Source organism: Streptomyces sp. NPDC005820, from assembly GCF_040630255.1.
Taxonomy (GTDB): domain Bacteria; phylum Actinomycetota; class Actinomycetes; order Streptomycetales; family Streptomycetaceae; genus Streptomyces.
Window position 1 is genome coordinate 274478 of sequence record NZ_JBEXXE010000002.1, and the last position, 26315, is coordinate 300792.

The following is a 26315-nucleotide window of genomic DNA, read 5'->3' on the forward strand; positions in this document are numbered from 1 at the left end:
ACGGTTTCGTGGACCCATGACCACACACGCCGTCCAACTGACCTCCGTGAGCAGGCGATACGGCGCCGTCGACGCCCCGGTCGCCGCGCTCGACGACGTCACACTCACCCTCCCCCGGGGCTCGTTCACCGCCGTCATGGGCCCGTCGGGGTCCGGGAAATCGACGCTGCTGCAGTGCGCCGCCGGGCTCGACCGGCCGACGTCCGGGTCCGTGCGGATCGGCGGCACCGAGCTGACCGCGCTGAGCGAGCGCCGGCTCACCCTGCTGCGGCGGGAGCGCATCGGATTCGTCTTCCAGTCGTACAACCTGCTGCCCGCCCTCACCGCCGCCCAGAACGTCGCCCTCCCGCTGCGGCTGGCGGGCCGCCGCCCCGCGAAGGCGGAGGTGCGCGAGGCGCTGCGCCGGGTCGGTCTGGCCGACCGGGCGGGGCACCGGCCCGCCGAACTCTCCGGCGGCCAGCAGCAACGGGTCGCCCTCGCCCGCGCCCTGATCACCCGCCCCGAGGTGCTCTTCGGCGACGAACCGACCGGCGCCCTCGACTCCACGACCGGCCGCGAGGTGCTGATCCTGCTGCGCGGCCTGGCCGACGCCCACGGACAGACGGTCGTCATGGTGACCCACGATCCGGTGGCCGCCTCCTACGCGGACCGGGTGGTGTTCCTGGTCGACGGCCGGGTGCACGGCGAACTGGCCGGGGCGGGCGCGGAACGGATCGCGTCGCGGATGGCCGGTCTGGAGGCGGCACCCGAGCCGGGACCGGCGGAGGGCGGCCCGGTGCGCGCTTCCGTCACCGGGGAGGTCGCCCCGTGCTGAGCGTCGCCGTACGGACCCTGCGGACGCGCTGGGCCGCCTTCGTCGGCAGTTTCGTCGCCCTCGCCCTGGGGGTGGCGCTGCTGACGGTGATGGGGCAGGCGCTGGCCGCCTCGCTGCACGCTCCGGTGCGGACGCCGGAACGGTTCGCCGCGGCGCCGGTGGTGGTGCGGGGACAGGACACCTTGCGGGTGGCGACCCCGACCGGGGTGCGGACGGCGGAGCTGGCGGTGCCGCGTGCGGTGCCGGCCGCCACGGTCGCCGCTCTGCGCGCCCTCGGCCCGGTCGTGCAGGACCGTTCCTTCCCGGTCCGCGCGGCCGACGGCCCGGCCGATCTGGTCGGTCACCCCTGGTCGACGGCGCGGTTCGCACCGTACGAGCTCGACACGGGCCGCGCGCCGCGCGCGGCAGACGAGGTGGTGACCACCGGGGACTGGACGTCCGTGGGCGACCGCCTGGAGACCGACGACGGGCCGCTGCGGGTCGTCGGGACGGTACGCGCGCGTGGCGGCACGGAACGGGTGGCTGGCTTCGACGTACGCGCGCGTGCACGTGGTTTCGAGAACGCCGTGTTCTACACGGACGCGCGGGCCGCCCGCCTGGAGCCCCGGTCGGAGCAGCTGGTGATCGAGGCGGACGCGGCGGCGGTCCGTGCGGCCGTCGGCGACAGCGCGCGCGTGCTCACGGGTGCCGACCGCCGGTTCGCGGACGCGGATCCCGGTCGTGACGCCGAGGCGCTGACCGCGCTGAACGCCCTGTTCGGCACGGCGGGCGGGGTGACGGCGTTCGTCTCGGTGTTCGTGGTGGCCTCCACGTTCGCGTTCGCCGTGGACCGGCGCCGCCGCGAGTTCGGGCTGCTGCGCACCGCGGGGGCGACACCGGGTCAGATCCGGCGGTCGGTGCTGACGGAGGCGCTGCTGGTGGGCGTACTCGCCTCGGCGGCGGGCTGCGCGCTGGGCGGGTGCGCCGCCCCGTGGCTGGCCGAGCTGGTGGTCGACGGCGGTCTCGCGCCGGCCTGGTACGCGATCGGCGGCCCTGTGTGGCCGTATCATCTCGCGTTCTGGACGGGTCTGTCGGTCGCCGTGTGCGGGGCGCTGGCCGCGGGTCTGCGGGCCGGGCGGACCGCGCCGGCGCAGGCGTTGCGCGAGGTCTCGGTCGACGGGCGCGCGCTGACGGCCGGGCGCCGGTGGTGCGGCGCCGCGCTGCTTCTCACGGCGTGCGCGACCCTGTCGTACGCCCTGCTGACGGACCCGGGCGACCTGCTGCACCGCAAGACGTACATCAGCCGCCCCCTGCTCGTGATCACGGCGGTGGCGCTGCTGTCGCCCGCGCTGGTGCGCCCGCTGGTGCCGCGGCTGCCGGGGGTGATCGGGCTGCTGGTGCGGGAGAACGCGCTCGCCGGCGTCCGCCGTACCGCCGCCGTGGCCGCGCCTGTGCTGGTCACGGTGGCGCTGGCGGGCTCGTTGCTGGGTGCGACGGCCACGCTGACCGAGGCGCGGGCCGCGGAGGTGCGGCAGCGGACGGCGGCGGACTTCGTGGTGACACCGGGGAGCGGTACGGCGCTGACGGCGGACGCCGTGGAGCGGCTGCGAAAGGTTCCCGGCGCGATGGTGTCGGCGAGTGCGGCGACCGCCGTGTACACGCTGGAGGACGGGGTGGCGCTGGTGAGGTCCGAGGCGCGGGCGGTCGATCCGGGGCTGCTCGGCACGGTCGTACGGCTGCCGGTGACGGCGGGTCGGCTCGCGGATCTCGACGATGGTTCGATCGTGGTGACCGAGGAGTGGGCGCGGCACCGGGTGGGGCAGCGGGTGCGGGTGTGGCTCGGTGACGGTACGTCCCGGTCGCTGCGGATCGCCGCCGTGCTGGCCACCGGCACCGGGGAGAGCGGGGTGTGGGTGAGCGCGGCCCATGCGGGCGGGGCGGGTGTGGACCGCGTCGACGTACGCGTGCGTGCGGGCACCGATCCGGAGGCGGTCGCGGCCGGGCTGCGGGCGGTCGGCGGGGTGCGAGTGCTGAGCCGGGCACAGTGGGTGGCGGCGGCCTATCCCGAGACCAACCGGACGACCTGGCTGGGGGTGCTGCTCGTCCTGGGCATCGCGCTGGTGTACACCGGCATCTCGCTCGCCAACACGCTGGTGATGGCGGCGGCGGAACGGCGGCGGGAGCTGGCGGCGTTGCGGCTGGCGGGTGCCACCGGCGGGCAGATCCTGCGACTGACCGCGGCGGAGGCGCTGACGGTCGTGGGGGTGGGCGCCGTGGTCGGCCTGCTGGTGACGGTCGTCAACCTGGCGGGGATGTGGGGCGCGTTGCGTCTGGTGTCGGCCCCGTCGACGCTCGTCGTGCCCTGGCCGGCGCTCGGCGTGGTGACGGGGGTGTGCGCGGTGCTGGCGGTGGGGGCGGCGGTCGTGCCGGTGGCGGTGTCGTGCGCACGGTCCGGCACGCGCGTGGGCATCGCTCCATGACGTACTGCCATATGGCGCAACTGCCGGGCGTCCTCGGCCGCGCGGCGGGTCGTTTCCGCGCCGGCGGAGGCGAGTTTGATCGCCCTGTCACGCCACGGTTGCGACAGCCATGCCGCGAACATGGCAGAAGGTCCGCCCCCGATGGGGGCGGACCTTCATGCTGCGTGGACCTGAGGGGATTTGAACCCCTGGCCCCCTCGATGCGAACTACGGGCGGGGAGGTCGTTGAGGTCTTCCGGGCTGGTCACGAGGGTGTTAGCGGCTCGGGACGGTCACCTGTGGTTGCCATAGTTGCTGTACTTCGCTGCTGTACCGCGGGTGATCAAGCACTGGGTAGCAGGTCAGCTTCGGAGCACTTGTAGCCGTTCCCTTGGGGCCAGATGATCGCTTGCCGAGCAGTCTTCGCGAGCTCGATGAGATCCGGGCGGGGCTTGCTCGGCACAAGAACGGCTTGGTACTTGGCGCGCACGAAGCGGTTGTAGTCGAGGAGCTGGCCGAGGGCCATGCGCATGTTCTCCCGCGTCACGCTGCCCTTGGCCTCAATGAGGAGATCTAGGTCTGGCACGTAGAGGTCTGTGAGGAGGGGCCTGGTTTCACCTTCGGGCAGGATGCGTTGGCGGTGCACCCGGTAACCCTTGGTTCGGAGGTACGCACTGAAGTCCAGTACCAGCTTGCCTTCTCGGCGCTCCGCCTCGTACGGCTCGCGGTTCGGGTCGACGAACGTCTTCTCGGTTTCGAGGCGCTCAATGTCGATCTCGGTGACCATCTCGGGCTGGTCCGCGAGTAGCCGGCCCAACTTCGTACCAGGGTGCTTGGGTGGGGTGTCCAGGGGGCGAAGCATGAAGACAATGACCTTGCGAAGCGGGCCGTCTCCGGTCTCCGGCGCGTCTGCTTCGTACCACCCGTTAGCAGCGAAGCGACCAAGGTAGGTCACGTTACCCCGGGCGCCCTGGAAGACCCTCAGTGCTCGACCTTCGGCCTCATGGTTCAGGATGCTGGCGTTTCCGGAGAGCATCCGCTGGTCTCCGTACTGCCCTTCCCCGCTGTAGTGGAAGAGCCCATCTGGCATCCAGCCGTCGTAGTACCCGTGCTTCTCGCCTGCGACCGGGTCCGTAAAGATCATCACGTTGGGCGTCTTGGCGGATGGTCCGATGCCGCCCTGAGTTCGCCCGCCGTACTTGACGTGCAACTGCTTGCGCTCGATCACGTCACCGGGCTCGAGATCCCATGTGATGCCTTCCGCTGCCGGCACTTCCGAGTGCGTCTGCGACATCGCTGCGGTCCCCCTTCGCCCTGCTCTACGACCTTCCCTCGTAGCGTACTGTACGCTAGGCGGCAGCACGAATCGTTGACGCGAATCGGATACCAGATTTTGGGGTCCAAAACGGACACTGGCTGGAGAGGGAGGGTGATGGGCGACGTAACGAACGGCTCCACTGGGGCTGCCCCAACCGCTCACGCGACCCGCGATCCGTTTGCGCACGGCGGGAGGTGTAAGGCTCGAACCTGATAACTGCCAACCGTGCCCTGTTCTTTGACTCCACTTCAGGAACTCAAGGGCTGGGTATGATTGGCACCACTTCACCATCCTCCTCAGAGGTGTAGTCGACGCACTTGCCTCAGAGACCTCCGGTGTGCGATGGCCGCTTGCCGGCAGGAGGAAGGTGAGGTGCCGCGTTGAGCTCCGACCTGAATAAAGAGCCCAAGAAGCCCAAGTGGTCTGCCCCTGAGAGGTGGCAGGTGGTCTTGGCGCTACTGAGCTTGATGGTTGCGCTCGCCGCACTGGTGGGACAGTTCGCTCAGCTTCGCTGAGTGCCCACCCGAATGCCCTGTCGACCCGAGACCGGTCTCCGAAAACAGCGAGCCCGGTCGGCTAGCACTCGACCGGGCTCGTAACTGCGCGGAGGGCCTGTCCTGGTTGCAGCCGGGGCGGGCCCTTCCGTGTCTGCAATCTGGGGTTGCCGCAACAACCCTGATTCGACAAGAAGAACTTTACCACCGTTTCCCACGTCCGATCTGGACAGCGGGGAGTTTTCGCAGGTCAGAGCGGGTGTGTGGAAATGGCATTTCCACTTCAAGCGCGGCACGGCCCCTGGTCTGCGCCCGTCGATCACAACTGTTCAAGCCCCAGCTTGGCAAGACGTGACCGGATGGCGCTGGGCTGCCGACCGAACATCTGCCCCAGATCGTTGAGGTCACGGCTACCGTCCCGATAGAGGGCAAGCAGGCGCTTGTCATCCTCCGGCGACCATGGCTGATACGCGTTGGGGTGCTGCTTGCGGATTACTTCGGGGTCGTCCCGTCGCCGACCATCCCCTTCGCCATTGAGGCTGACGGATGTGATCGTCTTCAAGGGATAACGACCAACTTCGACACCGAGCAACCACAGCACCACGTGCCCATCTTCGAAGGTCAGATGGTCTGCTCGTTGAGTGACTGCGCGACGAAGACAGTCAGCGTCGGTTGGATCTGGGTAGTAGTCGTCGAAGGTCACGCGGACTGTCGGTGAAGTCTTGGAGGCCCCCATACCCATAGCGTGCCCAACGCCGCCGACCTGCGGAAGGACGCCGCAGGTGAAGCCAGCGCGTTTCGGCCTCACGTATGGGCCCTTGCTGAACAGCTCGCCGTCACCGTTGCCCTCCACCTGAACCCACCACCACCCCAGCTCCCATCCCGTCTGCCGTCGACCCACACACCGTGGAGCGGGCGTGGTTCAGGGCGTCAAGGTGGAGCGCGCCACTGTACGAACGACCTTGACGCCCTGGGCCGCGTCCGCTCGGCTCTGCCTGGGTCGATGGCAGGCGGGATGGGAGCTCCCCGCGCACGCCACGATTCTGCCGGCACTCGCGGACGGCGCCCCCGCCATCTCGGAGCCTGAGCGCCCCCGCCGGAGGCACTGCTTTTGACCGTGGCTGCGCTATACGGTGCTCTACTCCCGGGCCGTAGCTTGCTGCGGCCCCAGGGGGCGGCCCCTGCGCCGAAGGCGTGTGGGGGCCGCCCCCAGGGGCCAGCCCGCGCCGTGCGCGGGCCCTTGATGAGGTAGGGAAACCTGTAACAACATCGGCTAGCCAACCGCGCTTCGCTCGGCCAAACCGCGCAGGGACTCAGGAATACGAGGCTCTGAGAGCTGGACCAAATCGCGGATCACCTCCCGGGCCAAGTGATGATCGTGGATCTGTTCAGGCGCCAGAACCTCGGCCTCCAGGAGTGCGGCTGTGGCCTCGCCGACGTGTCGCCGCTGCGCGTGCGCTCGCGCCACGTCAAGGAGGAAACGTGACTGTCGCTCGGGCGAGAGGGCCGAAGCGTCAACGTGCTGGGCCACCTCCAGGGCAAGTCCGGCGTCTCCCAGCTCCACGGCCGTGCTCACGGCATGGATCTCGACGTTCGTCGGCCCGAACTCGGTGTCGAAGTCGTTGCGGTCTTCGCCCAGCCGCGCGGCGATCTCCCGTGCCCGGTGGATGTGCTCATGAGTCCGCCCGCGGTTGCCCTCTTTGGCGTTGATCACCGAGAGGACCAGGTTCATGGCGCCCAAGAGCGACAGTTCTTCCGGGGGGCACGTGGGCGCCTCCGACCTGGGCGCCATGACCGCCACGGCGGACGTTGCTGCCTGCTCGGCCTGCTCCATGTGCTGCTGGCGCATGAAAGCGTGCGACATGCGGAACAGGCTCGCCACCACTTCCAACGGCTGGCCTGCAAGTTCGGCAGCCTGTAGTGCCCGGTCTGCTGCGACCCATGCCGCGTCGGCCTGGTCCTGTCGGGTGAAGCTCGCTGCTGCCGCCTGATACGCCTTCGCGCGCAGGGCATGAAGCTCTGTGCGGTCACTCGCCGGCGCATGGCGCACCGCCGCCTCGATGCTCGGGAGCAGGCTGGCGAGATGATCGCTCAGTGACGCGTAGCTCGACGCGTGCGTCAGTGTCCACGCCTCGTCCACCTGCTGACGGAACTCGGCGAGAGACGGGATCGGTCCGGCTGGCGGCAGATCGAACAGGCTGCCCAGAGCCGGGTGTCCGGTGAGGGCTACGCGCAGGCCGTCAAGGTCGTTGCTCCCCTGCGGCTCCTCGGGCTCGGCTTCTTCGACTGGTGCGGCGTCGGGGCGAAGCTCACGGACAGGCACGTTCAATGCATCGGCGAGGGCCTGAAGGATCGAGAGCCGCTCGACGGGCTGAACGCTTCTCTCGACCTGCGAAACCCAGCTCTCTGAACGCCCCATCGCGGCTGCAAGGTCGCTCTGCGACATGCCCGCTTCGCGGCGCAACTCCTTGACTCGGCGGCCAAGGGTCTTGGGGTCGGAGCCTGTCACGCCTCGGCTCCCGTGGGGTACTTGCCGGCGTACGGCTGGAGCCGGTCAACCTCGGTCTTCTCGACGTACTTGCTGCGCTCCGTGAGGAAGTGGCGCGTGTGGGGCTGGCGCTCGTGCTCCTCGAATGCGGCGTAGTCGGCGTACAGCTCAAAGAAGATCCGCTCGTCGGGCGCGCCCTCGACCTCATGGCACGCGTAGACCAGAGTGCCGGGCTCGTGGGCCTGGATCCCTGCTGCGGTCTCCCGGATCAGCGCATCAAAGGCCTCACCAGCACCCTCGCGAAGCGTGAAGCGAACAAAAAGCCCATAGTTGGCCATTTCTCCTCCATCTCGTCGCATTCAGTCTCGCAGAGGCAGACTTCTACTGCTAGTCGCAGCTTTTCTGTTGACTCGCAGTTTTTCTGCGAGTAGCTTCGTTGGTGTCGGACAACAAGACGCCCCGAGCTACGTGCATCCGCCAAGATCACAACGCAGCCCGGGGCTCATCCCCTGAGGGAGACTCCATAATGCCGTCCTTCAAAATCGACCTCGCGACCGCAGTCGTGTTCGTGGCCACCGCGCCGGAGCCGAAGGTGAAGAACTTCGCGACCGGTGAGCGCGCCGTGAACGTCGAGGGCAAGGCCATGTCGACCGTGGGCCTCCTGGTCTCGGACGAGGGTGAAGGCAACCTGCTGAAGGTCAACATCCCGGAGAACGGTTACCCGGAAGGGCTCGCGCCGGGCATGCCGGTCACGGTCATCGGTCTGAAGGCCAGGGACTGGGAGAACGTGATCAAGGGCGAGAAGCGCTCGGGTATCTCGTTCAGCGCGGTCGCGATCACGCCGGCGGCCTGAGATGACGGACCTGTCGGTGTGGCTGGAAGCCACGGGGGCCTTAACCGGGGTCGGTGGGCTCGGCTACGCGAAGTACCGCGCGCCGCGTGTGTACTGGTCGGTGGTCGGCCTGCCGATGACCTGGGGCCGGTTCTCCTTCTCGTACCGGTCGACCATGGACGTGTGCGGGCTGACGGTGCAGCCGTCGGGACTGCGGGCGTTCATGACGCGCAACGTGGCCCGCCGTGAGGTGCTGCCGGTTCCGCCGAAGATCCGCCGGGTGCGGCCCACGTCGACCGGGCTGCGGGTGACCCTGCGTCTCCCGGCCGGTCTGGAGCCCGCCGACCTGGCCGCGTCCTCGGAGCGGCTGCGTCACGCCTGGGGTGTGCACTCGGTGACCGTGGTGGAGACGAAGCCCGGTTTCGTCGAACTGCGGATGACCGGCTATGACGTGCTGCGCCGGGTGCGGATGCCCCGTGGGGTCCGCCCGCGTGACCTGGTGGTGCCGGTGGCGCTGCGGGAGGACGGGACCGCGTTCGAGCGGGACTACCGCAACGCTCCCATGGCGCTGACCCTGGGCGCGAACCAGTCCGGGAAGTCCATGTATCAGCGCAACCTGATCAAGGGGCTCGCTCAGCTCCCGGTCGCGCTGGTCGGTGTCGACTGTAAGCGCGGGGTGGAACAGTCCGCGTTCGCGCCCCGCCTCTCGGCCCTGGCCACCACCCCGGACCAAGCCGCCTCGCTGCTGACGGTCCTGGTCGCCGAGATGGAAGACCGTTTCGACCTGCTGAGCCTGCACGGCGCCTCCGACCTGTGGGAACTGCCCGACGACGTCCGGCCCGTGCCGGTGGTCGTCCTGGTCGACGAGATCGCGGAACTCTTCCTGATCTCCTCCCGCAAGGACGAGGAACGCCGCGAGCGGCTCGTCACCTCGCTGATCCGGCTCGCTCAGATGGCCCGCGCGGCCGGCATCTACCTGGAAATCTGCGGGCAGCGCTTCGGCTCCGACCTGGGCAAGGGCGCCACCATGCTCCGTGCCCAGCTCACGGGCCGGGTCGTGCACCGCGTCAACGACAAGCAGACCGCCGAAATGGGTCTCGCCGACGTCGCCCCCGACGCGGTCCCGGCCGCGAGCCTGATCCCGATGGAACGCCCCGGCACCGCCGTTGCGGCGGACGCCTCCGGCGGCTGGTCGAAGATCCGCACCCCGCAGGTGTCCAAGGCTGAAGTAGTCGCGGTCTGCCGGGAGTTCGCCCACCTGGTCCCCGAGCTGCCGTTCCTGGACCCGTTCCGCCCGTTCGTGCCCGCCGAGTCGCCGGCGTCCGGCCCCTCGCTGGTCAAGCCGCGCCCGGTCACGGAGTAACCGCCGTGGCCGCCCGCAAGCCCGCCCGCCGTACGCCTCCGGCCGCGAAGTGCCCGGACTGCGACGGCAAGGGCGAGATCACCGAAACCGTCCGCGTCGGCCCCCGCAAGGGCCGCGCCACCGACCACAAGCAGGGCGCCGTGTGCCTGACCTGCTGGGGCTCCGGCGAAAAGCCCGCCGACGACTGACCGCCGGACCCCGGGCGGCACCCCGTGGTTGCGCCCGGGTCGGCTCCGACTCCCCTCGAAGGGAGGCAAGAACATGTCCCGCTCGATCCGCCCGGATGCGGTCCTGATCCAAGCCGTCATCGCCGGCGCCCTGTCCTTCGCCCACCTGCACGACCTGGCCGAAGCCGCCGGACAGTCCGGCTGGAAGGCCTGGGCCTACCCGATCTCGGTCGACCTGCTGTTGGTCGCCGCCTGGCGCCGACTGCGCACCGCCCGCCGCGACCGCTCCGCCTGGACCTGGTTCGTCATCGCCCTGACCGCCTCACTCGGCGCGAACATCGCGACCGCCGGACTCCTCGACCTGGGCGCCGTGCCCTCCTGGCTGCGCATCCTCGTCGCCGGCTGGCCCGCCCTCGCCTTCCTCGGCGGAACCCTCCTCGTCCACACCCCCGCAACCCCGGCCACTCCTGCACAGCCTGTGGACGACACCCCGCCCGCGCCGGAAGTCGATATGCGCCGCACCGACGAACCCGACCCGGCCCCGGCCGTGCCGGAACTGGCACCCGCACCGCAACAGCCCGCGCCCGTCGCCCCCGCGGTCCCGGCCGCCCTGCTCGATCACGCCCGCAAGCTCACCGAAGCCCACCGGGCCTCCACCGGCACCCCGATGCCCGCCGACGTCCTGTCCGCCCGCCTCGGACTGCCCGCCCCGACCACCGCCGCGATCGTCGCCCAACTCCAACTCGCCTGATCAGGAAGGACATACGACCCATGTCACTGTCCAGCTTCAACCGCCCGAACGACTTCTTGGAAGCGGCCCGTGAGATGGCCGACACCGGCCGCCCGACCCTGGCACGCCTGCTCGCCGAGGAGGCCGCCGACCACACCCCCGACCCGGCACAGAAGGCCAGCATCCTCGCCGAGTTCCCCGGCCGCAGCCTCAAGCAGGAGGACTGATCCCATGACCGTCCACCGCCGCTTCCGCGACCGCATCCGCATCGGCCCCGTCCAGGTCGCCACCTACTACGACGGGCGCGGACGGGACATGCACACCGCCGCCTGCACCGCCCCCGGCTGCGGCTTCTCGACCGACTACCGCGACCGCGCCGCCGCCGAACTCGCCGCCCGCACCCACCGCTGCAAGGCCTAGGAGACCGGCATGGACGTCCCGCTCTGGCTCGCCGTGATCGTCGTCGGCTACCTCGGCATCAAGCTCGCCCGCCCGCCGTGGTGGCTGGTCGCCCTGCTCCTCCTCGGCGGCTACCTCATCGCCGACAGCTTCCTCGCCCCCGCCCTCGGAACCGTCCTCAAGTAGAAGGGACCGCAATCGTGTTCACCCCGAAGTACCCGCCGCAGGACACCGCCCCGCCCGCCACGGCCCCCGTGCCGACGGTCCACACCCCGGTGCCCGTCCAGCCGTCGGCCCCGGTGCCGGTCCCGGCCGCCCCGGTCTCCAACCGGCCCACCGTCCAGCTCACCCCGGGCAGTGCGCTCGCCCTCGCCGCCGGCGGCGGTGCCGTGGTCCTCGTCGTCGGCGCGGTCCTCGTCTCGCTGCTGCTGGCGGTCGCCATTACGGGCGTCTCCGTCGCCGTGGTCGCGGTCGTCCTGCGCCTGCTCATCAAGGACCTGCACAAGCACTGATCGGCCCCCGGAGCGGCCTCTACCGCCAAGTTTCGTCCGCTCCGGGCGCCTGGACCCCATCCAGATCCAACGGACCCGAAAGGGAAGCCCCATCATGCCTCAGCACGCCCGGAACACGCCCGTCTGCCGCGACTGCGACGGCTTCGCCACCGCCGCCATCGCCACCGGCACCCGCCACCACGACGGCACCCGCGTCACGCTCCCCGTGAACTGCCCGACCTGCAAGGGCACCGGCAGCACCCGTCCCGCCCCTGCCGTGGCGCGCGTCGGGAGGTGGCAGGCGTGAAGCGTCCCAGCCGCACCAACCCCGGACTGCACATCTCCGCCCCTTCCGCCGACGAACGCGCCCCTGGCTACGGCCAGTCGCCCAGCCTGCTGGAACTGTCCGGCAAGGTCCCCACCGAACTCGCCGGCCAGCCCAGCGCCTCCTACGCCTGCCACTGCGGACAGACGGGAGAGGCCACCGGCCGCCGAGCCGTCCAGGCCCTGGTCACCGAGTACGGCACCCACGGCCGGGCCTGCCCCGACGACAACGGCCGCCCCTGGGAGCGCCACGGACAGCCCCTGCCGCCCCGCTCGAACGGGAGCCGGTGATCGTCGTGGCCCTCCTCGACTGGCGTTCGTCCAAGCACTTCGACAGCAGCGGCGACAAGCCCTGCGTGATCTGCACCAAGCCCACCCCCCTGCGCTCCGACCGCGGCAAGCCCGTCCACAAGGTCTGCGCCGAGGAATGGATCGACGCCCACACGCCGAAGGAGAACAAGGCGTGACCCACACCGCCACCCTGGCGGGCCTGGAGGACCCGGCCACCCTCACCGACGTGCTGAGGCTGGCCGGGTCCCCCGGCTTCGACCGCATCCAAGACCAGATCCGCCGCACCGGCGGCTGCTCCGACCCGATCCACCTCCAGGGCGCCACCATCACCCGTGATCGGGCCACCGGACACGTCCTGCACCACTACGACACCGACACCGAGCCCGGCGGCCGACTCCGCGTCGCCTGCGGCAACCGCCGCGCCTCGCGCTGCCCGTCCTGCGCCTGGACCTACGCCGGCGACACCTACCACCTGATCCGTGCCGGCCTCGTCGGCGACCTCGCCAAGGGCACCCCGGCCACCGTCCGCGATCACCCCCGGGTCTTCGCGACCCTGACCGCCCCGTCGTTCGGGCCGGTCCACAACCGCCCCGGCAACCGGCCCTGCCGCTGCGGCACCCGCCACGCCGAGGACGCGCCCGAACTCGGCACCCCCCTCGACCCGAACACGTACGACTACGCGGGCGCCGTGCTGTGGAACAACCACGCCTCTGACCTGTGGCGCTACTTCTCGATCTACCTCCGCCGGGAGATCGCCCGCCGCGCTGGCCTCACACAGAAGGACGCCCGCGAACAGTCCCGCGTCTCCTTCGGCAAGGTCGCCGAGTACCAGAAGCGCGGCGCCGTGCACTTCCATGCCGTGATCCGCTTCGACGGACCCGACGGCCCTGACTCGCCGCCCCCGGCCTGGGCCACCCTCGACCTGCTCACCGACGCGATCCATGCCGCCACCGGCCGCGTCGCGGTCGACGTCAAGCCGGCCGGTGACCAGCCCGCCCGCACCCTGCGCTGGGGCACACAGCTCGACGTCCGCACGATCCGGGCCTTCGGCGACGGCGAGGACATCACCGAACAGGCCGTGGCCTCCTACGTCGCCAAGTACGCCACCAAAGCCGCCGAGACCACCGGCACCGTCGACCGCCGCGTCGGCAACAAAGAGGCCCTCGTCCTCCTCGGCGTCCCCGAGCACCCCCGCCGACTCATCGAAGCCTGCCTCGACCTCCACGCCCTCTACCCGGACCGCAAGCTCCGCGACTGGGCTCACATGCTCGGCTTCCGCGGCCACTTCTCCACCAAGTCCCGCCGCTACTCCACCACCCTCGGCGCCCTGCGCCAGACCCGAGCCGACTACCGCGCCGCCCAACAACGCGAAGCCCTCGGCCTGCCCGACCCCGACGACCCGGAGGCAACCACACTGACCCTCGCCCACTGGAGCTATGCCGGCCACGGCCACACCCCCGGTGAGTCCTGGCTCGCCGCCAACATCCGCCGCGACATCGAACTCAACCGCGAAGCAGCCCGCGAAGCCCTGCAAGACCAAGACTGGGAGGACCCCGCAGCATGACCACAACCGTCATCGAACCGAAGTGGCACACCACGGAGGAAGTTGCGGTTCTGCTCCGCTTCGGCCTCTCCAAGACCAAGATGCTCATCCTCACCGGAGAAATCCGCTCCGTGAAGATCGGCCGCAACCGGCGCATCCTGCCGCAATGGGTGGACGAGTACGTCCAGCGCGTCACCTCTACCCCTGATGGGGTGTCAGCATGAGCGGCAAGCGGGGCAACGGGGAAGGCTCGATCTACCCGTACAAGAACGGTTTCGCTGCCTACGCCTGGGTGACCAGCCCTGAGGGCAACCGCAAGCGCAAGTACGTCTATGGCAAGACCCGTGAGGAGGTCCACGACAAGTGGATCAAGCTTCACGCTGAGGCCAAGCAAGGGCCCGTGGTCACGTCCTCGCCGACGCTCGCGCAGTACCTCACCCGCTGGCTGAAGGAGGTCGTGACGCCCGACCTGAAGCCGAAGACCGCAGAGACCTACGCGATGCATGTCCGCCTCTACATCACCCCGGGTCTGGGCTCGAAGCGGCTCGACAAGCTCACCGTGCGGGACGTACGAAGCTGGGTTAACACCCTGCTGGATCAGTGCCAGTGCTGCGCCCAGGGCCTCGACGCGAAGCGGGACACGCCCCGCTGCTGCGCCGCGGGCGACTGCTGCGAGCGCATCCCGTCCCGCCGCACTGTCCAGGACGCCCGCGCAGTCCTGCGGTCGGCCCTGACCAACGCCATGACGGAGGAACTGATCTCGAAGAACGTCGCGGGCCTGGTCAAGGTGCGGTCGGCACGGAAGGTGAAGCGGCATCCATGGTCCGTCGAAGAGGCGCGCCAGTTCCTCGAAGCGGCGAGCGCGGCCCATGACCCGCTGTACGCGGCCTACGTGCTCATCCTGGTCCTGGGCTTCCGGCGCGGTGAAGTGCTCGGCCTCACCTGGGAGAACGTCAACCTGGACACCGGTGAGATCTCGGTGCAGATGCAGCTACAGCGCATCAACCGGCGCTTGGTCCACGACGAGACCAAGACCGAGGCGTCCACGGCCGTACTGCCGCTCCCGGAGATCTGCATCGCGGCTCTCCAGCGGAGGCAGAAGGAACGGGAGTTGGCCAAGCAGGCGGCCGGCGAACTGTGGTCGGACTTCGACTTCGTGTTCACGACGCGCTACGGCACGCCGTTCGAGCCGCGCAACTTCAACCGGCGGTTCGTCGACCGATCGACCCGGGCCGGCGTCCGTCAAATCCGTCTGCACGACACCCGACACACGTGCGGTTCGCTCCTCGCCGCGCTCGACGTGCACCCGCGGGTCGCGATGCAGATCCTTCGGCACAGCAAGATCGCGGTGACCATGGAGGTGTACACGCACGTCCCGTCGGAAGCCACCCGCCGGGCACTGCGCAAGCTGGGCAAGCACCTTGGGAAGCAAGATCCGGAGTAGTTGCTGTACTTCACTGCTGTACGGCATGTCAAAGCCCCGGTCGGGATATCCCTACCGGGGCTTTGAGCTGCGTGGACCTGAGGGGATTCGAACCCCTGGCCCCCTCGATGCGAACGAGGTGCGCTACCGGACTGCGCCACAGGCCCTTGCAACGAGTGAAACTCTAGCACCCCGATCGGGCTGCTTGAAAATCCGTTCCCGGAGGCCGGGGGCCCGTGGCCCGGAAGCTCCCGGGGCGGGCTGCGGGGCGCCCGCGCGTGTCACTCGTTGGCGGCCCGGGGCCGCTCGCCGTCCTCGTACTGGTCGAAGAGCGGGGTGCGGCCGCGCTCGCGGGAGCGCTTGGCCGAGGCCGCGCGCCGGGCATCACTGCGCTCGTCGCCGTCCGCCGCCCCGCCGTCCGCGAGGTCCGGCTGCTGCGGCTCCGCGTCCGGTACGGCGGCGTCCGCCGTGTCCTGCTCCGGCACGACCGTGCTGGAGCGGGCGGAACTCCAGGCGTCCGGGGCGCCCAGGTCCACGTCGGAGGTGGCTCTGGGTGCGACCGGCGCGGTCACGTACGTGGGCAGTGGCACCGGCACCGGGTCCCAGCTGTCGCCGCGGCCGGGCCGGCGCTGCCGTTCGCGCTGCTGGTCGACCCACTCCGCGTGATCGGTCTGCTCGACGAGCGCCCTGCGGTCGGCGGCGAGGGCCAGCAGGCCCGGGTCGGTCTCCGGCTCGGGGGCCACGTGCGGCTCCTCTGCGCCGGCGTCCGCGGCGGCCTCGGCGGTCGCTGCGGCCGAGGCCGGAGCCGGGGCACGGCGGCGGGGCTGGCGCTCACGGAGCCGCTGCGCCGCGGCCTCGGCCCGTCTGCGGTCCATCTGGAAGGCGAAACGCCGGCGCTCCTGAGCGCGCAGATAGGCGATGTACCCGCTGAGCAGGACGGCGGGCACGCCGGGCGCCCAGAGGAACGTGAGCCCTCCGACGGCCGCGACGATCGCGCCGAGCGTGAAGGCGAGGAAGAGCAGGATCGTGGTGCGCCTACGGCGCGCGAGCGCCTTCGAGCGCTGGGCGCGCGCTGCGGCCGCCTCCCCGCCGGGAGTGCGCCGCGCGGCCGGCACCCGCTGGCGCGCCGGGGCGGCGCCCCCCTCGTGTGCACCGGCCGGCGCGTGGCCGGACGCGGAGTCGGAGGTGTGGTCGCGCGCGGGCTTGGGTGCCGGATCGCGCTTCGGATCGCGTCCGGGGTCGCGGGCCGCGTCCGGGCGCGCGTGGCCGCGCTCCGGCGCCCGTTCCTGTGCCCGTTCCTGCGCCCGCTCCGGTACCGGCGCCTTCACCTGCGGGCGGGTCGGAGGCATGGCGAAGGCCCGGACGTCCACCGAATCGGTGACGGCGTCCGGGGCGTCGGTGTCCCGCTCCCCCTCCTCGGTGGAGCGCGCCCGCAGGTCCTTGGCGTACCGGCGCTCCATACCCGCCCGTCCGGACAGCAGCCGGATGGCGGTGCTGAAGCGTTCCGTCGGACGGGCCTCGTTCAGCTCGTCCTGCCTACGGAGCCACATCGGCACCAAGTAGGCGGCCCAGGCCCCGACAATGACTGCGTAGATGAGGCCGCTGCTGCTCACGCCTCACACGGTAGAGGGATTCGCATGAGGCCATCCGCCAATTGGGCCGGTGTGTCGCACGATCTGGCTGATATTTCGAGCTTTTTTTGCGACCAGTGCGATCAACCGATCGTTTTCGAACGTTTATTCGGGGCCTGTGGGGCCTTTCCCGACCGGGTTTCGGAGCGGCGTATTCAATTGGAGGCATTCTGTGAGCGTGCGCGACGCCAGCGGCCCAGCAGGCCCTCCGGCACCTCCTCCGCCGTCAGCGCGAACACGAGGTGGTCGCGCCAGGCGCCGTCGATGTGGAGATAGCGCGGCCTCAGCCCTTCCTCCCGGAATCCGAGTTTCTCCACGACCCGGCGGCTGGGCCCGTTCTCGGGGCGAATGCAGACCTCGATGCGGTGCAGTCCGACGGTCCGGAAGCAGTGGTCGACGACGAGCGCCACGGCCGTGGGCATCACCCCGCGGCCGGCCACCGCCTCGTCCACCCAGTAGCCGACGTGCCCGGAGCACATCGACCCCCAGGTGATCCCGGCGACGGTCAGCTGCCCGACCAGGCGCCCCTGGTACTCGATGACGAACGGCAGCATCCGTCCCGCGTTCGCCTCGGAGCGCAGGTGGCGGACCATCTGGCGGTAGGTCGGCCGGTGCGCGATCGGCCCGCTGGGCGCGGGCGGCGGGATGGTCGCCTCCCAGGGGCGCAGCCAGTCCCGGTTGCGCCGGTTCACCTCGCGCCAGGCCCGCTGGTCGCGCAGCTTTATCGGCCGCAGGACGATGTCGCCCTCCGTCAGCTCCACGGGCCAGGATGCGCCGTTCAGCTCGCACCCCCCGTACTGGCGGCCGGTCTGGGGTGGTCTCCGCCCCGGATCTGGTCCACGGCGTGCTTCAGCAGGGGTTCGAGGACCATGAGGCCGTCCTTCACGCCGCCGGTGGAGCCGGGCAGGTTGACGATCAGGGTCCCGCCCGCGACTCCGGCCAGGCCCCGGGAGAGGACCGCGGTCGGCACCTTCTCGCGGCCGTACGCCCGGATGGCCTCCGCGATGCCCGGCACCTCGTAGTCGATCACGCGGCGGGTCGCCTCGGGCGTGCGGTCGGTGGGCGAGACGCCGGTGCCGCCGGTGGTGACGATCACGTCGAAGCCGGCGTCGGCGCCCGCCCGCAGCGCCTCCTCCACGGGGTCGCCGTCGGGCACGACCCGCGGCCCGTCGACGGCGAAACCGAAGCCCCTGAGGCCCTCGGCGACCAGCGGCCCGCCCCGGTCCTCGTACACGCCGGCCGAGGCCCGGTTGGAGGCGGTGACCACCAGCGCGCTGTAGGGCGCGAGGAGGGCACCTCCGATCGACGCGTCCAAGGTCATGGCCGACTCCAGTCGCCCGACTTGCCGCCCGTCTTCTCCTCCACGCGCACGTCCGTGATGACCGCTCCCTTGTCGACCGCCTTCACCATGTCGATCACGGTGAGCGCGGCGACGGAGACCGCGGTGAGCGCCTCCATCTCGACGCCCGTGCGGTCCGTCGTCTTCACGGTGGCGCTGATCTCCACGGCGTCGTCCGCGACCGACAGGTCCAGTTTCACACCGGACACCGACAACGGGTGACACAGCGGGATCAGGTCCGGGGTGCGTTTGGCGCCCATGATCCCGGCGATCCGCGCGGTCGCGAGGGCGTCGCCCTTGGGGACGCCCTCGCCGCGCAGCAGCTCGACCACGCGGGGCGAGACGAGGACGCGTCCACTGGCACGCGCCGTGCGTGCCGTGACGTCCTTGTCGGATACGTCGACCATGCGGGCCGCGCCCGCGTCGTCGATGTGCGTCAGTCGGTCCTGCGTACTCATGCTGGTGCGGCGCTCCCGGTCCGGGCCTGTTGTGCGCGACACGGTACCCCCAACCAGGGGTGCTCAGCCGAGCAGGACCACCTCGACTTCGGTGCCCGGTTCGACGGACTCCACGTCCTCGGGGACGACGATCAGCGCGTCGGCGTGCGCGAGGGCGGCCACCAGGTGGGAGCCGGCGCCTCCGACGGGGCGGACGGTGCCGTCGGCACAGGTGGCGCGCAGGAACTGTCTGCGCCCCTTGGGCGAGCCGATCGCCTTGTCGGCGGCCAGCGTCGCGCGCGTGGTGGGCCGGTGGACGTCCTGGAGCCCCATGAGAGTGCGGATCGCGGGGCGGACGAACAGTTCGAAGGAGACGTACGAGGAGACCGGGTTGCCGGGCAGGGCCAGCAGGGGGATGTGGTCGGGGCCGATGGAGCCGAAGCCCTGGGGCTTGCCGGGCTGCATGGCGAGCTTGCGGAACTCGATGCCGCTGCCGGCCTCGTCCTCGTCGCCGACGTGCGACAGCGCCTCCTTGACGACGTCGTACGCCCCGACGCTCACGCCGCCGGTGGTGACCAGGAGGTCGGCGCGGACCAGTTGGTCCTCGATGGTGGAACGGAGGGTCTCGGCGTCGTCGGCGACCGCGCCCACCCGGTACGCGATGGCGCCGGCGTCACGGGCGGCGGCGGTCAGGGCGAAGCTGTTGGAGTCGTAGATCTGGCCGGCGCCCAGTTCCTCGCCGGGCTGGACGAGTTCACTGCCGGTGGACATGACGACGACGCGCGGACGCGGGCGCACCCGGACGGTGCCGCGGCCGATCGCGGCGAGCAGGGCGATCTGGGGCGGTCCGAGGACGGTGCCGGCTTCGAGGGCGCGGTCCCCGGCCTGGACGTCGCTGCCCTTCGCGCGCACGTGCGCGCGTGCTTGTGCGGGGCGGTACACGCGTACGTGCCCGGCGGCCTGCTCGGGGGCGAGGCTGCGGGCGCGCATCCCGCTGACCGGGCCCTCGCCGAGGCCTCCGTCGGTCCACTCCACGGGAACGACGGTCTCGGCGCCGTTCGGCAGCGGGGCGCCGGTCATGATCCGGGCGGCCTGGCCGGGCCCCACGTACAGCAGGTCGGCCGCCTGACCCGCCGCGACGTCCCCCACGACCTCCAGGGCCGCCGGGAACTCCTCGCTCGCGCCGTCGACATCCGCGACGCGTACCGCGTACCCGTCCATGGAGCTGTTGTCGAACGGCGGCAGGGAGAGCGCGACCGTGACGTCCTCGACCAGGACGCAGCCCTGGGCGTCGGGGAGTTGCAGCTCGATGGGCTCCAGGGGGCGGACGGTGGCGAGGATGTCCTCCAGGTGCTCGTCCACCGACCAGAGGTGGTCCTGGTCGGTGGGGCGGGGCGCGGCGGTGCTCAAAGTGGCTACATCTCCTCGGTGACGTAACTGCGAAGCCAGGACCGGAAGTCCGGACCCAGATCTTCACGTTCGCACGCGAGTCTGACAATGGCACGCAGGTAGTCGCCGCGGTCGCCGGTGTCATAGCGGCGGCCCTTGAAGACGACGCCGTGCACCGGGCCGCCGACCTTCTCGTCCTGGGCGAGCAGTTGGAGGGCGTCGGTGAGCTGGATCTCGCCGCCGCGGCCCGGCTCGGTCTCGCGCAGCACCCCGAAGACGGCCGGGTCGAGGACGTAGCGGCCGATGATCGCGTAGTTGGAGGGGGCGTCCGCCGCCTCGGGCTTCTCGACCAGGCCGGAGACCTTGACCACGTCGCGGTCGGCGGTGGCATCGACGGCCGCGCAGCCGTAGAGGTGGATCTGCTCGGGCGCGACCTCCATGAGCGCGACGACACTGCCGCCGTGCAGCTCCTGAACCTCGATCATCCGCTGCAGCAGCGGGTCGCGGGGGTCGATGAGGTCGTCGCCGAGCAGGACGGCGAACGGCTCGTTCCCGACGTGCGGGGCGGCGCACAGGACGGCGTGGCCGAGTCCCTTGGGGTCGCCCTGGCGGACGTAGTGCATGGTGGCGAGGTCGCTGGACTCCTGGACCTTGGCGAGCCGCTTGGCGTCGCCCTTCTTCTCCAGCGCCGACTCGAGTTCGTAGTTGCGGTCGAAGTGGTCCTCGAGGGGGCGCTTGTTGCGACCTGTGACCATGAGGACGTCGTCGAGGCCGGCGGACACGGCCTCCTCGACCACGTACTGGATCGCGGGCTTGTCGACGACCGGCAGCATCTCCTTGGGAGTGGCCTTCGTCGCCGGGAGGAACCGGGTGCCGAGGCCTGCTGCGGGGATGACAGCCTTGCTGATCCTGGGGTGAGACTGAGTCATGTCCGCAACCTTATCCGGTGGCTTTGAGAGGAATCTGTAGCTCCGGTTAATAAGTGTTCATTTGAGCGTATTGGAGCAGTGCGGATGCGATCCACGGGCCGCGGAAACGGCACAGCGGACTCTGACAAAATTACGTTGCGGCGAGGGTTCCTCGACGTGAGGAACAGGTTGACGGCGGACGACGTGCACACGGCGGCCGTGGCGCTGGCCGGGCATGCCCTGGAGCTGCCCGAGTTGGCGCACGCGCGCGTGGTGGCGGCGTACGTCTCCGTGGGCACCGAGCCCGGCACCCTCGCGCTCCTGGACGCCCTGCGCGCCCGGGGCGTGCGCGTGTTGCTGCCCGCGCTGCTGCCGGACAACGATCTGGACTGGGGCGCCTACGACGGTCCGGGCTCCCTCGCGCCCGTGCGGCACGGCGGGAGGATGGAACTCCTGGAGCCGGTCGGCGAGCGGCTCGGCGCGGACGCCGTGACAGGCGCGGACGTGGTGCTGCTACCGGGTGTCGCGGTCGACACGCGCGGGATGCGCCTCGGGCGCGGCGGAGGGTCGTACGACCGTGTCCTGGCCCGGCTGGACGACGCCGGCGCGCACCCCTCGCTGGTAGTGCTGCTGTACGACAACGAGGTCGTCGAGCACGTCCCCGAGGAGCCCCACGATCGGCCGGTGCGGGCGGTGGTGACGCCGTCGCGGGTGCGGCGCTTCCCGTAGATCCTCATGCCAAGAAGGGGCCCTTCACGCGTGTGTGCGTGAAGGGCCCCTTCTTGGTGATCGTTCTCAGTCGCTCATGGCTTGAGCACGAGGGTGTCGCTGGTGCTCTTGTCGACCGCCTTCTGCGAGAAGGACCAGTCGAGCAGTTCACCGTTGGCCCACTTGCTGGTCTGGTCGGTGTAGTGGGCGCTGAAGGCGTGCCCGGAGGCACCGGTGAGGTTGATCCACTTCGACTTGTCGAAGTCCTCGAGGTTGACCACCATGCGCATCGACGGCACCCACACGACGCCGTAGCCGCCGGCCGCGTTCCAGCCGGTCGCGTCGACCGCCGCCTCGCCGCCGCCGAGCTTCCAGGGGCCGCGGTTGAGGATGTACTGCAGGAAACCGGGGCCGCTGGTGCCGAGGGTCTGGTTCTTCAGGAACAGGCGGTGCAGCCGGCCCCAGCTCCAGGTGTCGATGTCCTTGCCGAGCTTCGCGGTGAGCTCCCAGCGTGCGTCGATCATGGCGCGCTTGAACAGGTCGTCGCGGTTGTGGTCGGCGCCTTCGCGGCCGGTGGCCGACTTCGGTGTGGTCCACCAGTCGCTGTCGGGCTTGTCCATGAGGTTGCGCACGACCTGGAACCAGCGGTCGCCGCCGTCGGGCTGCGCCTGGTCGGCGTCGCGCTGACCGCACTCGCGGACCTTCGCGGTGTCGTCGACGGCATTGGTGGCGTTCACCGGGTCGACCCACAGGCACTGGCCCTCGACGCGCAGTTCCTTGGGCAGCTTGTTGCCGAAGGCGAGCTTGAGGATGTTGCGCCAGACAGCGTTGAAATACGCGGCCGCCGCCGAGTCGGCGTCCTGAGTGCGCTCCCAGTTCTGGAGCAGTTCCTGCGCCTCACGGACGTCCGGGTCGGCGATGTCGATCTTCAGCAGGGTGGGGACGAGCAGCTTGGCGATCTCGCTGCTGTTGTCCATCTGCATCTGGCGCATGTCGTCGGTGGAGATCTTGCCACCGCCCTGGATCTTGTTCTTGATCAGGTCGGTGATGCGCTGGCTGCGGGTGCCGTAGCCCCAGTCCGTGGTCAGTGTGTACGGGTACTTGTCGTCGACCACTGCCTGGTTGGCGGTGACGATGAAGCCGCGCTTCGGGTTGAGCTCGTAGGGCAGTGCCTTGAAGTCGATGTAGCCGGTCCACGCGTTCTTGGAGTCCCAGCCCGCCACCGGGACCGAGCCGTCGTCACCCTTCGCGCGCGTGGGGATCTTTCCGGGCAGCTGGTACCCGATGTTGTCCTCGGTGTCGGCGTAGATCAGGTTCTGCGAGGGCACGTCGAACAGCTTCGCCGCGTCACGGAAGTCGTCCCAGTCCTTGGCCCTGTCCATCGCGAAGACGGCGTCCATCGTGGCGCCGGCCTCCAGCGCGGTCCACTTCAGGGCGACGCCGTAGCCGTCGCCGCGGTCGGGTGCCGCGTTGTCGACGCCGGCCTTCTGGCCGACCTTGACGAGTTCCTTGCTGCGATCGGACAGCAGGGGCATGCCGTCCTCGGTCTGACGGACGACGATCTTCTTCGCGCTGCCGTCGGCGACCTTGATGGTCTCCGTGCGCGACTCGAAGGGCTTCGTCTTGCCGTCGTAGAGGTAACCGTCGCCGGAGAGCTTCTCCAGGTAGAGGTCGGTGACGTCGACGCCGGAGTTGGTCATGCCCCAGGCAATGTGCTGGTTGTGGCCGATGATCACACCGGGCATGCCCGCGAAGGTGTAGCCGGTGACGTCGTACTGGCACTTGCTGGAGACGGTGCGGCAGTGCAGGCCCATCTGGTACCAGACGGACGGCAGCGAGGCCGACAGGTGCGGGTCGTTCGCCAGCAGCGGCTCACCGGTGATGGTGTGGTCGCCGGAGACGACCCAGGAGTTGGAGCCGATGCCGTTGCCGTTCACGCCAACGGCCGTGGGCAGGTCGTCCAGGACGTTGTAGAGGCCTTCCAGCTGGCCCTGCAGGCCCACCGTGTCCCCGGAGGTCCCGGAGCCGCTCGTCGAGGTGCCGGTGCCCGTGGAGCCGCTCGTGGAGGTGTCGCCGGAGCCGCTGCTCGTGCTGTCGCTGTCCTCGAACGCCTTCGTGAGCTCGTTGTACTCGCCCTGCTGGACGATCGTATTGGGCTCGTCGGAGTCGCCGTACGGGTATTCGGGGTACAGATCGGCGATCTGCTGCGGGCCGAGGCGGCTCGTCATCAGGGCGCGGTCGATCTCGTCCTGCATGTTGCCGCGCAGGTCCCAGGCCATCGCCTTCAGCCAGGAGATCGAGTCGACCGGGGTCCACTCGGCCGGCTTGTAGTCGTTGGTGAAGCCCAGCGCCGCGTACTCCAGGGAGATGTCCGCGCCGTCCTTGCCCTTGAGGTAGGCGTTGACTCCCTTAGCGTACGCCTGGAGGTACTTCTTGGTGGAGTCCGACAGCGTGCTGTCGTACTCCTTCTTGGCGATCCGGTCCCAGCCCAGGGTGCGCAGGAACTCGTCGTTGTCGACCTGGCTCTTGCCGAACATCTCCGACAGGCGGCCGGACGTCATGTGGCGGCGTACATCCATCTCGTAGAACCGGTCCTGCGCCTGGACGTAGCCCTGCGCCATGAACAGGTCCTCGTCGGACGACGCGTAGATCTGCGGGATGCCGTAGCCGTCCCGCTTCACGTCCACAGGCCCGGACAGGCCGTCGAGAGTGATCGAACCCTTGGTCTGCGGGAAGGAGGCACGGACCGTACTGATGGACCAATAGGCGCCGAAAGCGATGCCGCCGATGACGGCCAGCACCAGTACGAGCACGATAAGACGGGCTTTTCGCCCCTTCTTCCTGCCGGACTTGCCGGGCTTGTCACCCGTTGTGGCGGTGGTGTTGGGGGGCATCGCTGTCCTTGCTGTCCTAACGCGAGCGGCAGGCGGTCCTGGAGTGCTGGAGCAACCATAGGCGCAGGGGTCTGCGCCACTTGACGCGGAGTCGGGTACCAGCACGGAAGGATGTTCGATCTTGCCTCTTCGAGCGTCAAGAAATCGTCAAGAGTTAGGTAAGGTAATGAAGTAGTTGGGCTCGGAGCGGACAGCTTCGTGTCCCATGTACGTGTGCGCCCGCGCGCGAGTCGTGCGCGCCAGGGAAGGGAACCGCCGCTGACTGTCCACCACCTCAACCAGCTCCTGCTCGTCTGCTCGCTCGTCCTGCTCGTCGCCGTCGCAGCGGTACGGATCTCCTCGCGCAGCGGGCTCCCCAGCCTGCTCGTTTACCTCGGCATCGGCGTCCTCATGGGCCAGGACGGCATCGGCGACATCCGCTTCGACAACGCCGAGCTCACCCAGGTCATCGGCTACGCGGCCCTGGTCGTGATCCTCGCCGAGGGTGGTCTGGGCACGAAGTGGAAGGAGATCCAGCCGGCCCTCCCGGCCGCCTCCGCGCTGGCCCTCGCCGGCGTCGCGGTGAGCGTGGGGGTCACCGCGGCCGGTGCGCACTATCTGACCGGGCTGGAATGGCGGCAGGCCCTGATCATCGGCGCGGTGGTGTCCTCCACGGACGCGGCGGCGGTGTTCTCCGTCCTGCGCCGTATCCCGCTCCCCGCGCGCGTGACGGGCACACTGGAGGCCGAGTCCGGCTTCAATGACGCCCCCGTGGTCATCCTGGTGGTGGCTTTCTCCCAGACCGGCCCCGTCGAGCACTGGTACGTACTGGTGGGCGAGATAGCCCTCGAGCTGGCCATCGGCGCGGCCGTCGGACTCGCCGTGGGCTGGCTGGGCTCCTGGGGCCTCAGGCATGTCGCTCTGCCCGCCTCCGGCCTCTATCCGATCGCGGTCATGGCGATCGCGGTCACGGCGTACGCGGCCGGCGCCCTGGCGCACGGCAGCGGCTTCCTCGGCGTCTACCTCGCCTCGATGGTCATGGGCAACGCGAAGCTGCCGCACTGGCCGGCCACGCGCGGGTTCGCCGACGGGCTCGGCTGGATCGCCCAGATCGGCATGTTCGTCCTGCTCGGCCTGCTGGTCACCCCGCACGAACTGGGCGACGACGTGTGGCCCGCACTCGTCATCGGCCTGGTGCTCACGATGGTGGCGCGCCCGCTGAGCGTGGTGGTGTGCCTGACCCCGTTCCGGGTGCCCTGGCAGGAGCAGACCCTGATGTCCTGGGCGGGGCTGCGCGGCGCGGTCCCCATCATCCTGGCGACCATCCCCATGGTGAGCGGCATCGAGGCCAGCCGACGCATCTTCAACATCGTCTTCGTCCTGGTCGTCGTCTACACCCTGGTCCAGGGGCCGACGCTGCCCTGGCTTGCCCGCAAACTGCGCCTGGGCGAGGAATCCGAGGCCGCCGACCTCGGGGTCGAGTCGGCGCCCCTCGAGCGGCTGCGCGGGCATCTGCTCTCGGTCGCGATCCCCGAGGGGTCGAAGATGCACGGCGTCGAGGTCAACGAACTGCGACTGCCGGCCGGGGCCGCCGTCACCCTCGTCGTCCGCGATGGAAAATCGTTTGTTCCGCTGCCGACGACGGTGCTGCGGCACGGCGACGAACTCCTCGTCGTCGCCACCGACCCCGTCCGGGACGCCGCCGAGAAGCGGCTGCGCGCCGTGGGACACGGAGGCAAGCTGGCCGGGTGGCTGGGCACGGGCGGAGACCGCTGAGGGCACGTCCCGCGCCGCGTCCGGGCAGGTCCGTGACCCGTTAAGGGCAGGTTTCGAAGTGCTCACTCTCACAGGCCATGAGCACGCCATGCCCGGTACGATGAACGCGCACCTTGATCGAACCAACTCTGCCTGACGC

General features: G+C 70.1%; 30 protein-coding genes and 1 tRNA gene. 18 read left to right on the forward strand and 13 right to left on the reverse strand.

Annotated elements, in window-relative coordinates:
- Positions 1-16: 16 nt before the first annotated feature.
- Complete coding sequence (locus ABZ464_RS03540; RefSeq protein WP_359270284.1) at positions 17-814, forward strand: ABC transporter ATP-binding protein; 798 nt, start codon at positions 17-19, stop codon at positions 812-814.
- A complete protein-coding gene (locus ABZ464_RS03545) occupies positions 808-3273 on the forward strand; it encodes an FtsX-like permease family protein (protein WP_359270287.1) in 2466 nt (821 codons plus the stop codon). Before ABZ464_RS03540 ends, ABZ464_RS03545 begins: the two co-directional genes overlap by 7 nt.
- Positions 3274-3595: 322 nt before the next feature.
- On the opposite strand, the gene ABZ464_RS03550 is transcribed toward ABZ464_RS03545, so the two are convergent.
- From ABZ464_RS03550 to ABZ464_RS03565, 4 genes are all read right to left on the reverse strand, one after another.
- A complete protein-coding gene (locus ABZ464_RS03550; RefSeq protein WP_359270290.1) occupies positions 3596-4546 on the reverse strand; it encodes a restriction endonuclease in 951 nt (316 codons plus the stop codon).
- Positions 4547-5383: 837 nt separating this feature from the next.
- Positions 5384-5767, reverse strand: coding sequence for a hypothetical protein (locus ABZ464_RS03555; protein ID WP_359270292.1), 384 nt, complete (start codon positions 5765-5767; stop codon positions 5384-5386).
- Between the two features lie 570 nt (positions 5768-6337).
- Positions 6338-7573 (reverse strand): helix-turn-helix transcriptional regulator, encoded by a 1236-nt coding sequence (locus ABZ464_RS03560; RefSeq protein ID WP_359270295.1) that lies wholly within the window; start codon positions 7571-7573, stop codon positions 6338-6340.
- The gene (locus tag ABZ464_RS03565; RefSeq protein WP_359270298.1) at positions 7570-7890 is read right to left on the reverse strand and encodes an antibiotic biosynthesis monooxygenase; all 321 of its coding nucleotides are present in this window, start codon (positions 7888-7890) and stop codon (positions 7570-7572) included. The genes ABZ464_RS03560 and ABZ464_RS03565 overlap by 4 nt, the downstream gene beginning before the upstream one ends.
- A gap of 188 nt (positions 7891-8078) precedes the next feature.
- Here ABZ464_RS03565 and ABZ464_RS03570 point away from each other — a divergent pair, with 188 nt between their 5' ends.
- On the forward strand, positions 8079-8405 hold the full coding sequence (locus tag ABZ464_RS03570; protein ID WP_359270301.1) for a hypothetical protein: 327 nt from the start codon (positions 8079-8081) through the stop codon (positions 8403-8405).
- 63 nt (positions 8406-8468) lie between these two features.
- On the opposite strand, the gene ABZ464_RS03575 is transcribed toward ABZ464_RS03570, so the two are convergent.
- Positions 8469-8609, reverse strand: coding sequence for a hypothetical protein (locus tag ABZ464_RS03575; RefSeq protein WP_359270303.1), 141 nt, complete (start codon positions 8607-8609; stop codon positions 8469-8471).
- Here ABZ464_RS03575 and ABZ464_RS03580 point away from each other — a divergent pair.
- The 13 genes from ABZ464_RS03580 (at position 8608) to ABZ464_RS03640 (ending at position 15136) form a co-directional block, all read left to right on the forward strand.
- Positions 8608-9747 carry an FtsK/SpoIIIE domain-containing protein gene (locus tag ABZ464_RS03580; RefSeq protein ID WP_359270306.1) on the forward strand — a complete coding sequence of 380 codons (1140 nt, stop codon included), beginning with the start codon at positions 8608-8610 and terminating at the stop codon, positions 9745-9747. The two genes, ABZ464_RS03575 and ABZ464_RS03580, sit on opposite strands and share 2 nt — an antisense overlap.
- A 5-nt stretch (positions 9748-9752) precedes the next feature.
- Entirely contained in the window at positions 9753-9935 is a 183-nt protein-coding gene (locus ABZ464_RS03585) for a hypothetical protein (protein ID WP_359270309.1), read from the forward strand.
- 73 nt (positions 9936-10008) lie between these two features.
- Entirely contained in the window at positions 10009-10665 is a 657-nt protein-coding gene (locus tag ABZ464_RS03590; protein WP_359270312.1) for a DUF2637 domain-containing protein, read from the forward strand.
- A gap of 20 nt (positions 10666-10685) precedes the next feature.
- Positions 10686-10871, forward strand: a complete 186-nt coding sequence (locus tag ABZ464_RS03595) for a hypothetical protein (RefSeq protein WP_359270315.1) — start codon at positions 10686-10688, stop codon at positions 10869-10871.
- Between the two features lie 4 nt (positions 10872-10875).
- A complete protein-coding gene (locus ABZ464_RS03600) occupies positions 10876-11064 on the forward strand; it encodes a mobile element transfer protein (protein ID WP_359270317.1) in 189 nt (62 codons plus the stop codon).
- 9 nt (positions 11065-11073) lie between these two features.
- Positions 11074-11229, forward strand: a complete 156-nt coding sequence (locus tag ABZ464_RS03605) for a hypothetical protein (protein ID WP_359270320.1) — start codon at positions 11074-11076, stop codon at positions 11227-11229.
- A gap of 14 nt (positions 11230-11243) precedes the next feature.
- The gene (locus ABZ464_RS03610) at positions 11244-11555 is read left to right on the forward strand and encodes a SpdD protein (protein ID WP_359270323.1); all 312 of its coding nucleotides are present in this window, start codon (positions 11244-11246) and stop codon (positions 11553-11555) included.
- Between the two features lie 94 nt (positions 11556-11649).
- Positions 11650-11841 carry a hypothetical protein gene (locus tag ABZ464_RS03615; RefSeq protein WP_359270326.1) on the forward strand — a complete coding sequence of 64 codons (192 nt, stop codon included), beginning with the start codon at positions 11650-11652 and terminating at the stop codon, positions 11839-11841.
- Positions 11838-12149 (forward strand): hypothetical protein, encoded by a 312-nt coding sequence (locus tag ABZ464_RS03620; protein WP_359270328.1) that lies wholly within the window; start codon positions 11838-11840, stop codon positions 12147-12149. The genes ABZ464_RS03615 and ABZ464_RS03620 overlap by 4 nt, the downstream gene beginning before the upstream one ends.
- The gene (locus ABZ464_RS03625) at positions 12146-12325 is read left to right on the forward strand and encodes a hypothetical protein (RefSeq protein WP_359270684.1); all 180 of its coding nucleotides are present in this window, start codon (positions 12146-12148) and stop codon (positions 12323-12325) included. The genes ABZ464_RS03620 and ABZ464_RS03625 overlap by 4 nt, the downstream gene beginning before the upstream one ends.
- On the forward strand, positions 12322-13713 hold the full coding sequence (gene repSA, locus ABZ464_RS03630) for a replication initiator protein RepSA (RefSeq protein WP_359270331.1): 1392 nt from the start codon (positions 12322-12324) through the stop codon (positions 13711-13713). The genes ABZ464_RS03625 and repSA overlap by 4 nt, the downstream gene beginning before the upstream one ends.
- Positions 13710-13916 carry an excisionase family DNA-binding protein gene (locus ABZ464_RS03635; RefSeq protein ID WP_359270333.1) on the forward strand — a complete coding sequence of 69 codons (207 nt, stop codon included), beginning with the start codon at positions 13710-13712 and terminating at the stop codon, positions 13914-13916. Before repSA ends, ABZ464_RS03635 begins: the two co-directional genes overlap by 4 nt.
- Positions 13913-15136: a tyrosine-type recombinase/integrase gene (locus ABZ464_RS03640; protein WP_359270336.1), complete on the forward strand. Its 1224-nt coding sequence runs from the start codon at positions 13913-13915 to the stop codon at positions 15134-15136. The genes ABZ464_RS03635 and ABZ464_RS03640 overlap by 4 nt, the downstream gene beginning before the upstream one ends.
- 72 nt (positions 15137-15208) lie before the next feature.
- On the opposite strand, the gene ABZ464_RS03645 is transcribed toward ABZ464_RS03640, so the two are convergent.
- From ABZ464_RS03645 to galU, 7 genes are all read right to left on the reverse strand, one after another.
- A tRNA-Ala gene (locus ABZ464_RS03645) sits at positions 15209-15282 on the reverse strand.
- A gap of 114 nt (positions 15283-15396) precedes the next feature.
- The gene (gene glpR / locus ABZ464_RS03650; protein WP_359270339.1) at positions 15397-16728 is read right to left on the reverse strand and encodes a gephyrin-like molybdotransferase receptor GlpR; all 1332 of its coding nucleotides are present in this window, start codon (positions 16726-16728) and stop codon (positions 15397-15399) included.
- Positions 16729-16901: 173 nt separating this feature from the next.
- A complete protein-coding gene (locus ABZ464_RS03655) occupies positions 16902-17507 on the reverse strand; it encodes a GNAT family protein (RefSeq protein WP_359270342.1) in 606 nt (201 codons plus the stop codon).
- Positions 17508-17524: 17 nt separating this feature from the next.
- A complete protein-coding gene (locus ABZ464_RS03660) occupies positions 17525-18067 on the reverse strand; it encodes a MogA/MoaB family molybdenum cofactor biosynthesis protein (RefSeq protein WP_359270345.1) in 543 nt (180 codons plus the stop codon).
- Positions 18064-18543: a cyclic pyranopterin monophosphate synthase MoaC gene (gene moaC / locus ABZ464_RS03665; protein ID WP_359270348.1), complete on the reverse strand. Its 480-nt coding sequence runs from the start codon at positions 18541-18543 to the stop codon at positions 18064-18066. The genes ABZ464_RS03660 and moaC overlap by 4 nt, the downstream gene beginning before the upstream one ends.
- 63 nt (positions 18544-18606) lie before the next feature.
- Positions 18607-19932, reverse strand: a complete 1326-nt coding sequence (gene glp, locus ABZ464_RS03670; RefSeq protein ID WP_359270351.1) for a gephyrin-like molybdotransferase Glp — start codon at positions 19930-19932, stop codon at positions 18607-18609.
- A 5-nt stretch (positions 19933-19937) separates the two neighbouring features.
- Positions 19938-20840 carry a UTP--glucose-1-phosphate uridylyltransferase GalU gene (galU, locus tag ABZ464_RS03675; RefSeq protein ID WP_359270354.1) on the reverse strand — a complete coding sequence of 301 codons (903 nt, stop codon included), beginning with the start codon at positions 20838-20840 and terminating at the stop codon, positions 19938-19940.
- 84 nt (positions 20841-20924) lie between these two features.
- Between galU and ABZ464_RS03680 the strand changes: the two genes are divergently transcribed.
- Positions 20925-21548 (forward strand): 5-formyltetrahydrofolate cyclo-ligase, encoded by a 624-nt coding sequence (locus ABZ464_RS03680; RefSeq protein WP_359270356.1) that lies wholly within the window; start codon positions 20925-20927, stop codon positions 21546-21548.
- Positions 21549-21622: 74 nt separating this feature from the next.
- On the opposite strand, the gene ABZ464_RS03685 is transcribed toward ABZ464_RS03680, so the two are convergent.
- Complete coding sequence (locus ABZ464_RS03685) at positions 21623-24421, reverse strand: penicillin acylase family protein (RefSeq protein ID WP_359270359.1); 2799 nt, start codon at positions 24419-24421, stop codon at positions 21623-21625.
- Positions 24422-24619: 198 nt separating this feature from the next.
- Here ABZ464_RS03685 and ABZ464_RS03690 point away from each other — a divergent pair, with 198 nt between their 5' ends.
- Positions 24620-26176, forward strand: a complete 1557-nt coding sequence (locus tag ABZ464_RS03690) for a potassium/proton antiporter (RefSeq protein ID WP_359270362.1) — start codon at positions 24620-24622, stop codon at positions 26174-26176.
- The last annotated feature ends 139 nt before the right edge of the window (positions 26177-26315 follow it).

Coding starts and splice junctions, on each gene's coding strand:
- ABZ464_RS03540 (WP_359270284.1), top strand. CDS start 17: ATGACCACACACGCCGTCCAACTGACCTCCGTGAGCAGGCGATACGGC.
- ABZ464_RS03550 (WP_359270290.1), bottom strand. CDS start 4,546: ATGTCGCAGACGCACTCGGAAGTGCCGGCAGCGGAAGGCATCACATGG.
- ABZ464_RS03565 (WP_359270298.1), bottom strand. CDS start 7,890: ATGGCCAACTATGGGCTTTTTGTTCGCTTCACGCTTCGCGAGGGTGCT.
- ABZ464_RS03570 (WP_359270301.1), top strand. CDS start 8,079: ATGCCGTCCTTCAAAATCGACCTCGCGACCGCAGTCGTGTTCGTGGCC.
- ABZ464_RS03580 (WP_359270306.1), top strand. CDS start 8,608: ATGACGCGCAACGTGGCCCGCCGTGAGGTGCTGCCGGTTCCGCCGAAG.
- ABZ464_RS03575 (WP_359270303.1), bottom strand. CDS start 8,609: ATGAACGCCCGCAGTCCCGACGGCTGCACCGTCAGCCCGCACACGTCC.
- ABZ464_RS03590 (WP_359270312.1), top strand. CDS start 10,009: ATGTCCCGCTCGATCCGCCCGGATGCGGTCCTGATCCAAGCCGTCATC.
- ABZ464_RS03595 (WP_359270315.1), top strand. CDS start 10,686: ATGTCACTGTCCAGCTTCAACCGCCCGAACGACTTCTTGGAAGCGGCC.
- ABZ464_RS03600 (WP_359270317.1), top strand. CDS start 10,876: ATGACCGTCCACCGCCGCTTCCGCGACCGCATCCGCATCGGCCCCGTC.
- ABZ464_RS03605 (WP_359270320.1), top strand. CDS start 11,074: ATGGACGTCCCGCTCTGGCTCGCCGTGATCGTCGTCGGCTACCTCGGC.
- ABZ464_RS03615 (WP_359270326.1), top strand. CDS start 11,650: ATGCCTCAGCACGCCCGGAACACGCCCGTCTGCCGCGACTGCGACGGC.
- ABZ464_RS03635 (WP_359270333.1), top strand. CDS start 13,710: ATGACCACAACCGTCATCGAACCGAAGTGGCACACCACGGAGGAAGTT.
- ABZ464_RS03640 (WP_359270336.1), top strand. CDS start 13,913: ATGAGCGGCAAGCGGGGCAACGGGGAAGGCTCGATCTACCCGTACAAG.
- ABZ464_RS03660 (WP_359270345.1), bottom strand. CDS start 18,067: ATGACCTTGGACGCGTCGATCGGAGGTGCCCTCCTCGCGCCCTACAGC.
- moaC (WP_359270348.1), bottom strand. CDS start 18,543: ATGAGTACGCAGGACCGACTGACGCACATCGACGACGCGGGCGCGGCC.
- galU (WP_359270354.1), bottom strand. CDS start 20,840: ATGACTCAGTCTCACCCCAGGATCAGCAAGGCTGTCATCCCCGCAGCA.
- ABZ464_RS03680 (WP_359270356.1), top strand. CDS start 20,925: ATGCGATCCACGGGCCGCGGAAACGGCACAGCGGACTCTGACAAAATT.
- ABZ464_RS03685 (WP_359270359.1), bottom strand. CDS start 24,421: ATGCCCCCCAACACCACCGCCACAACGGGTGACAAGCCCGGCAAGTCC.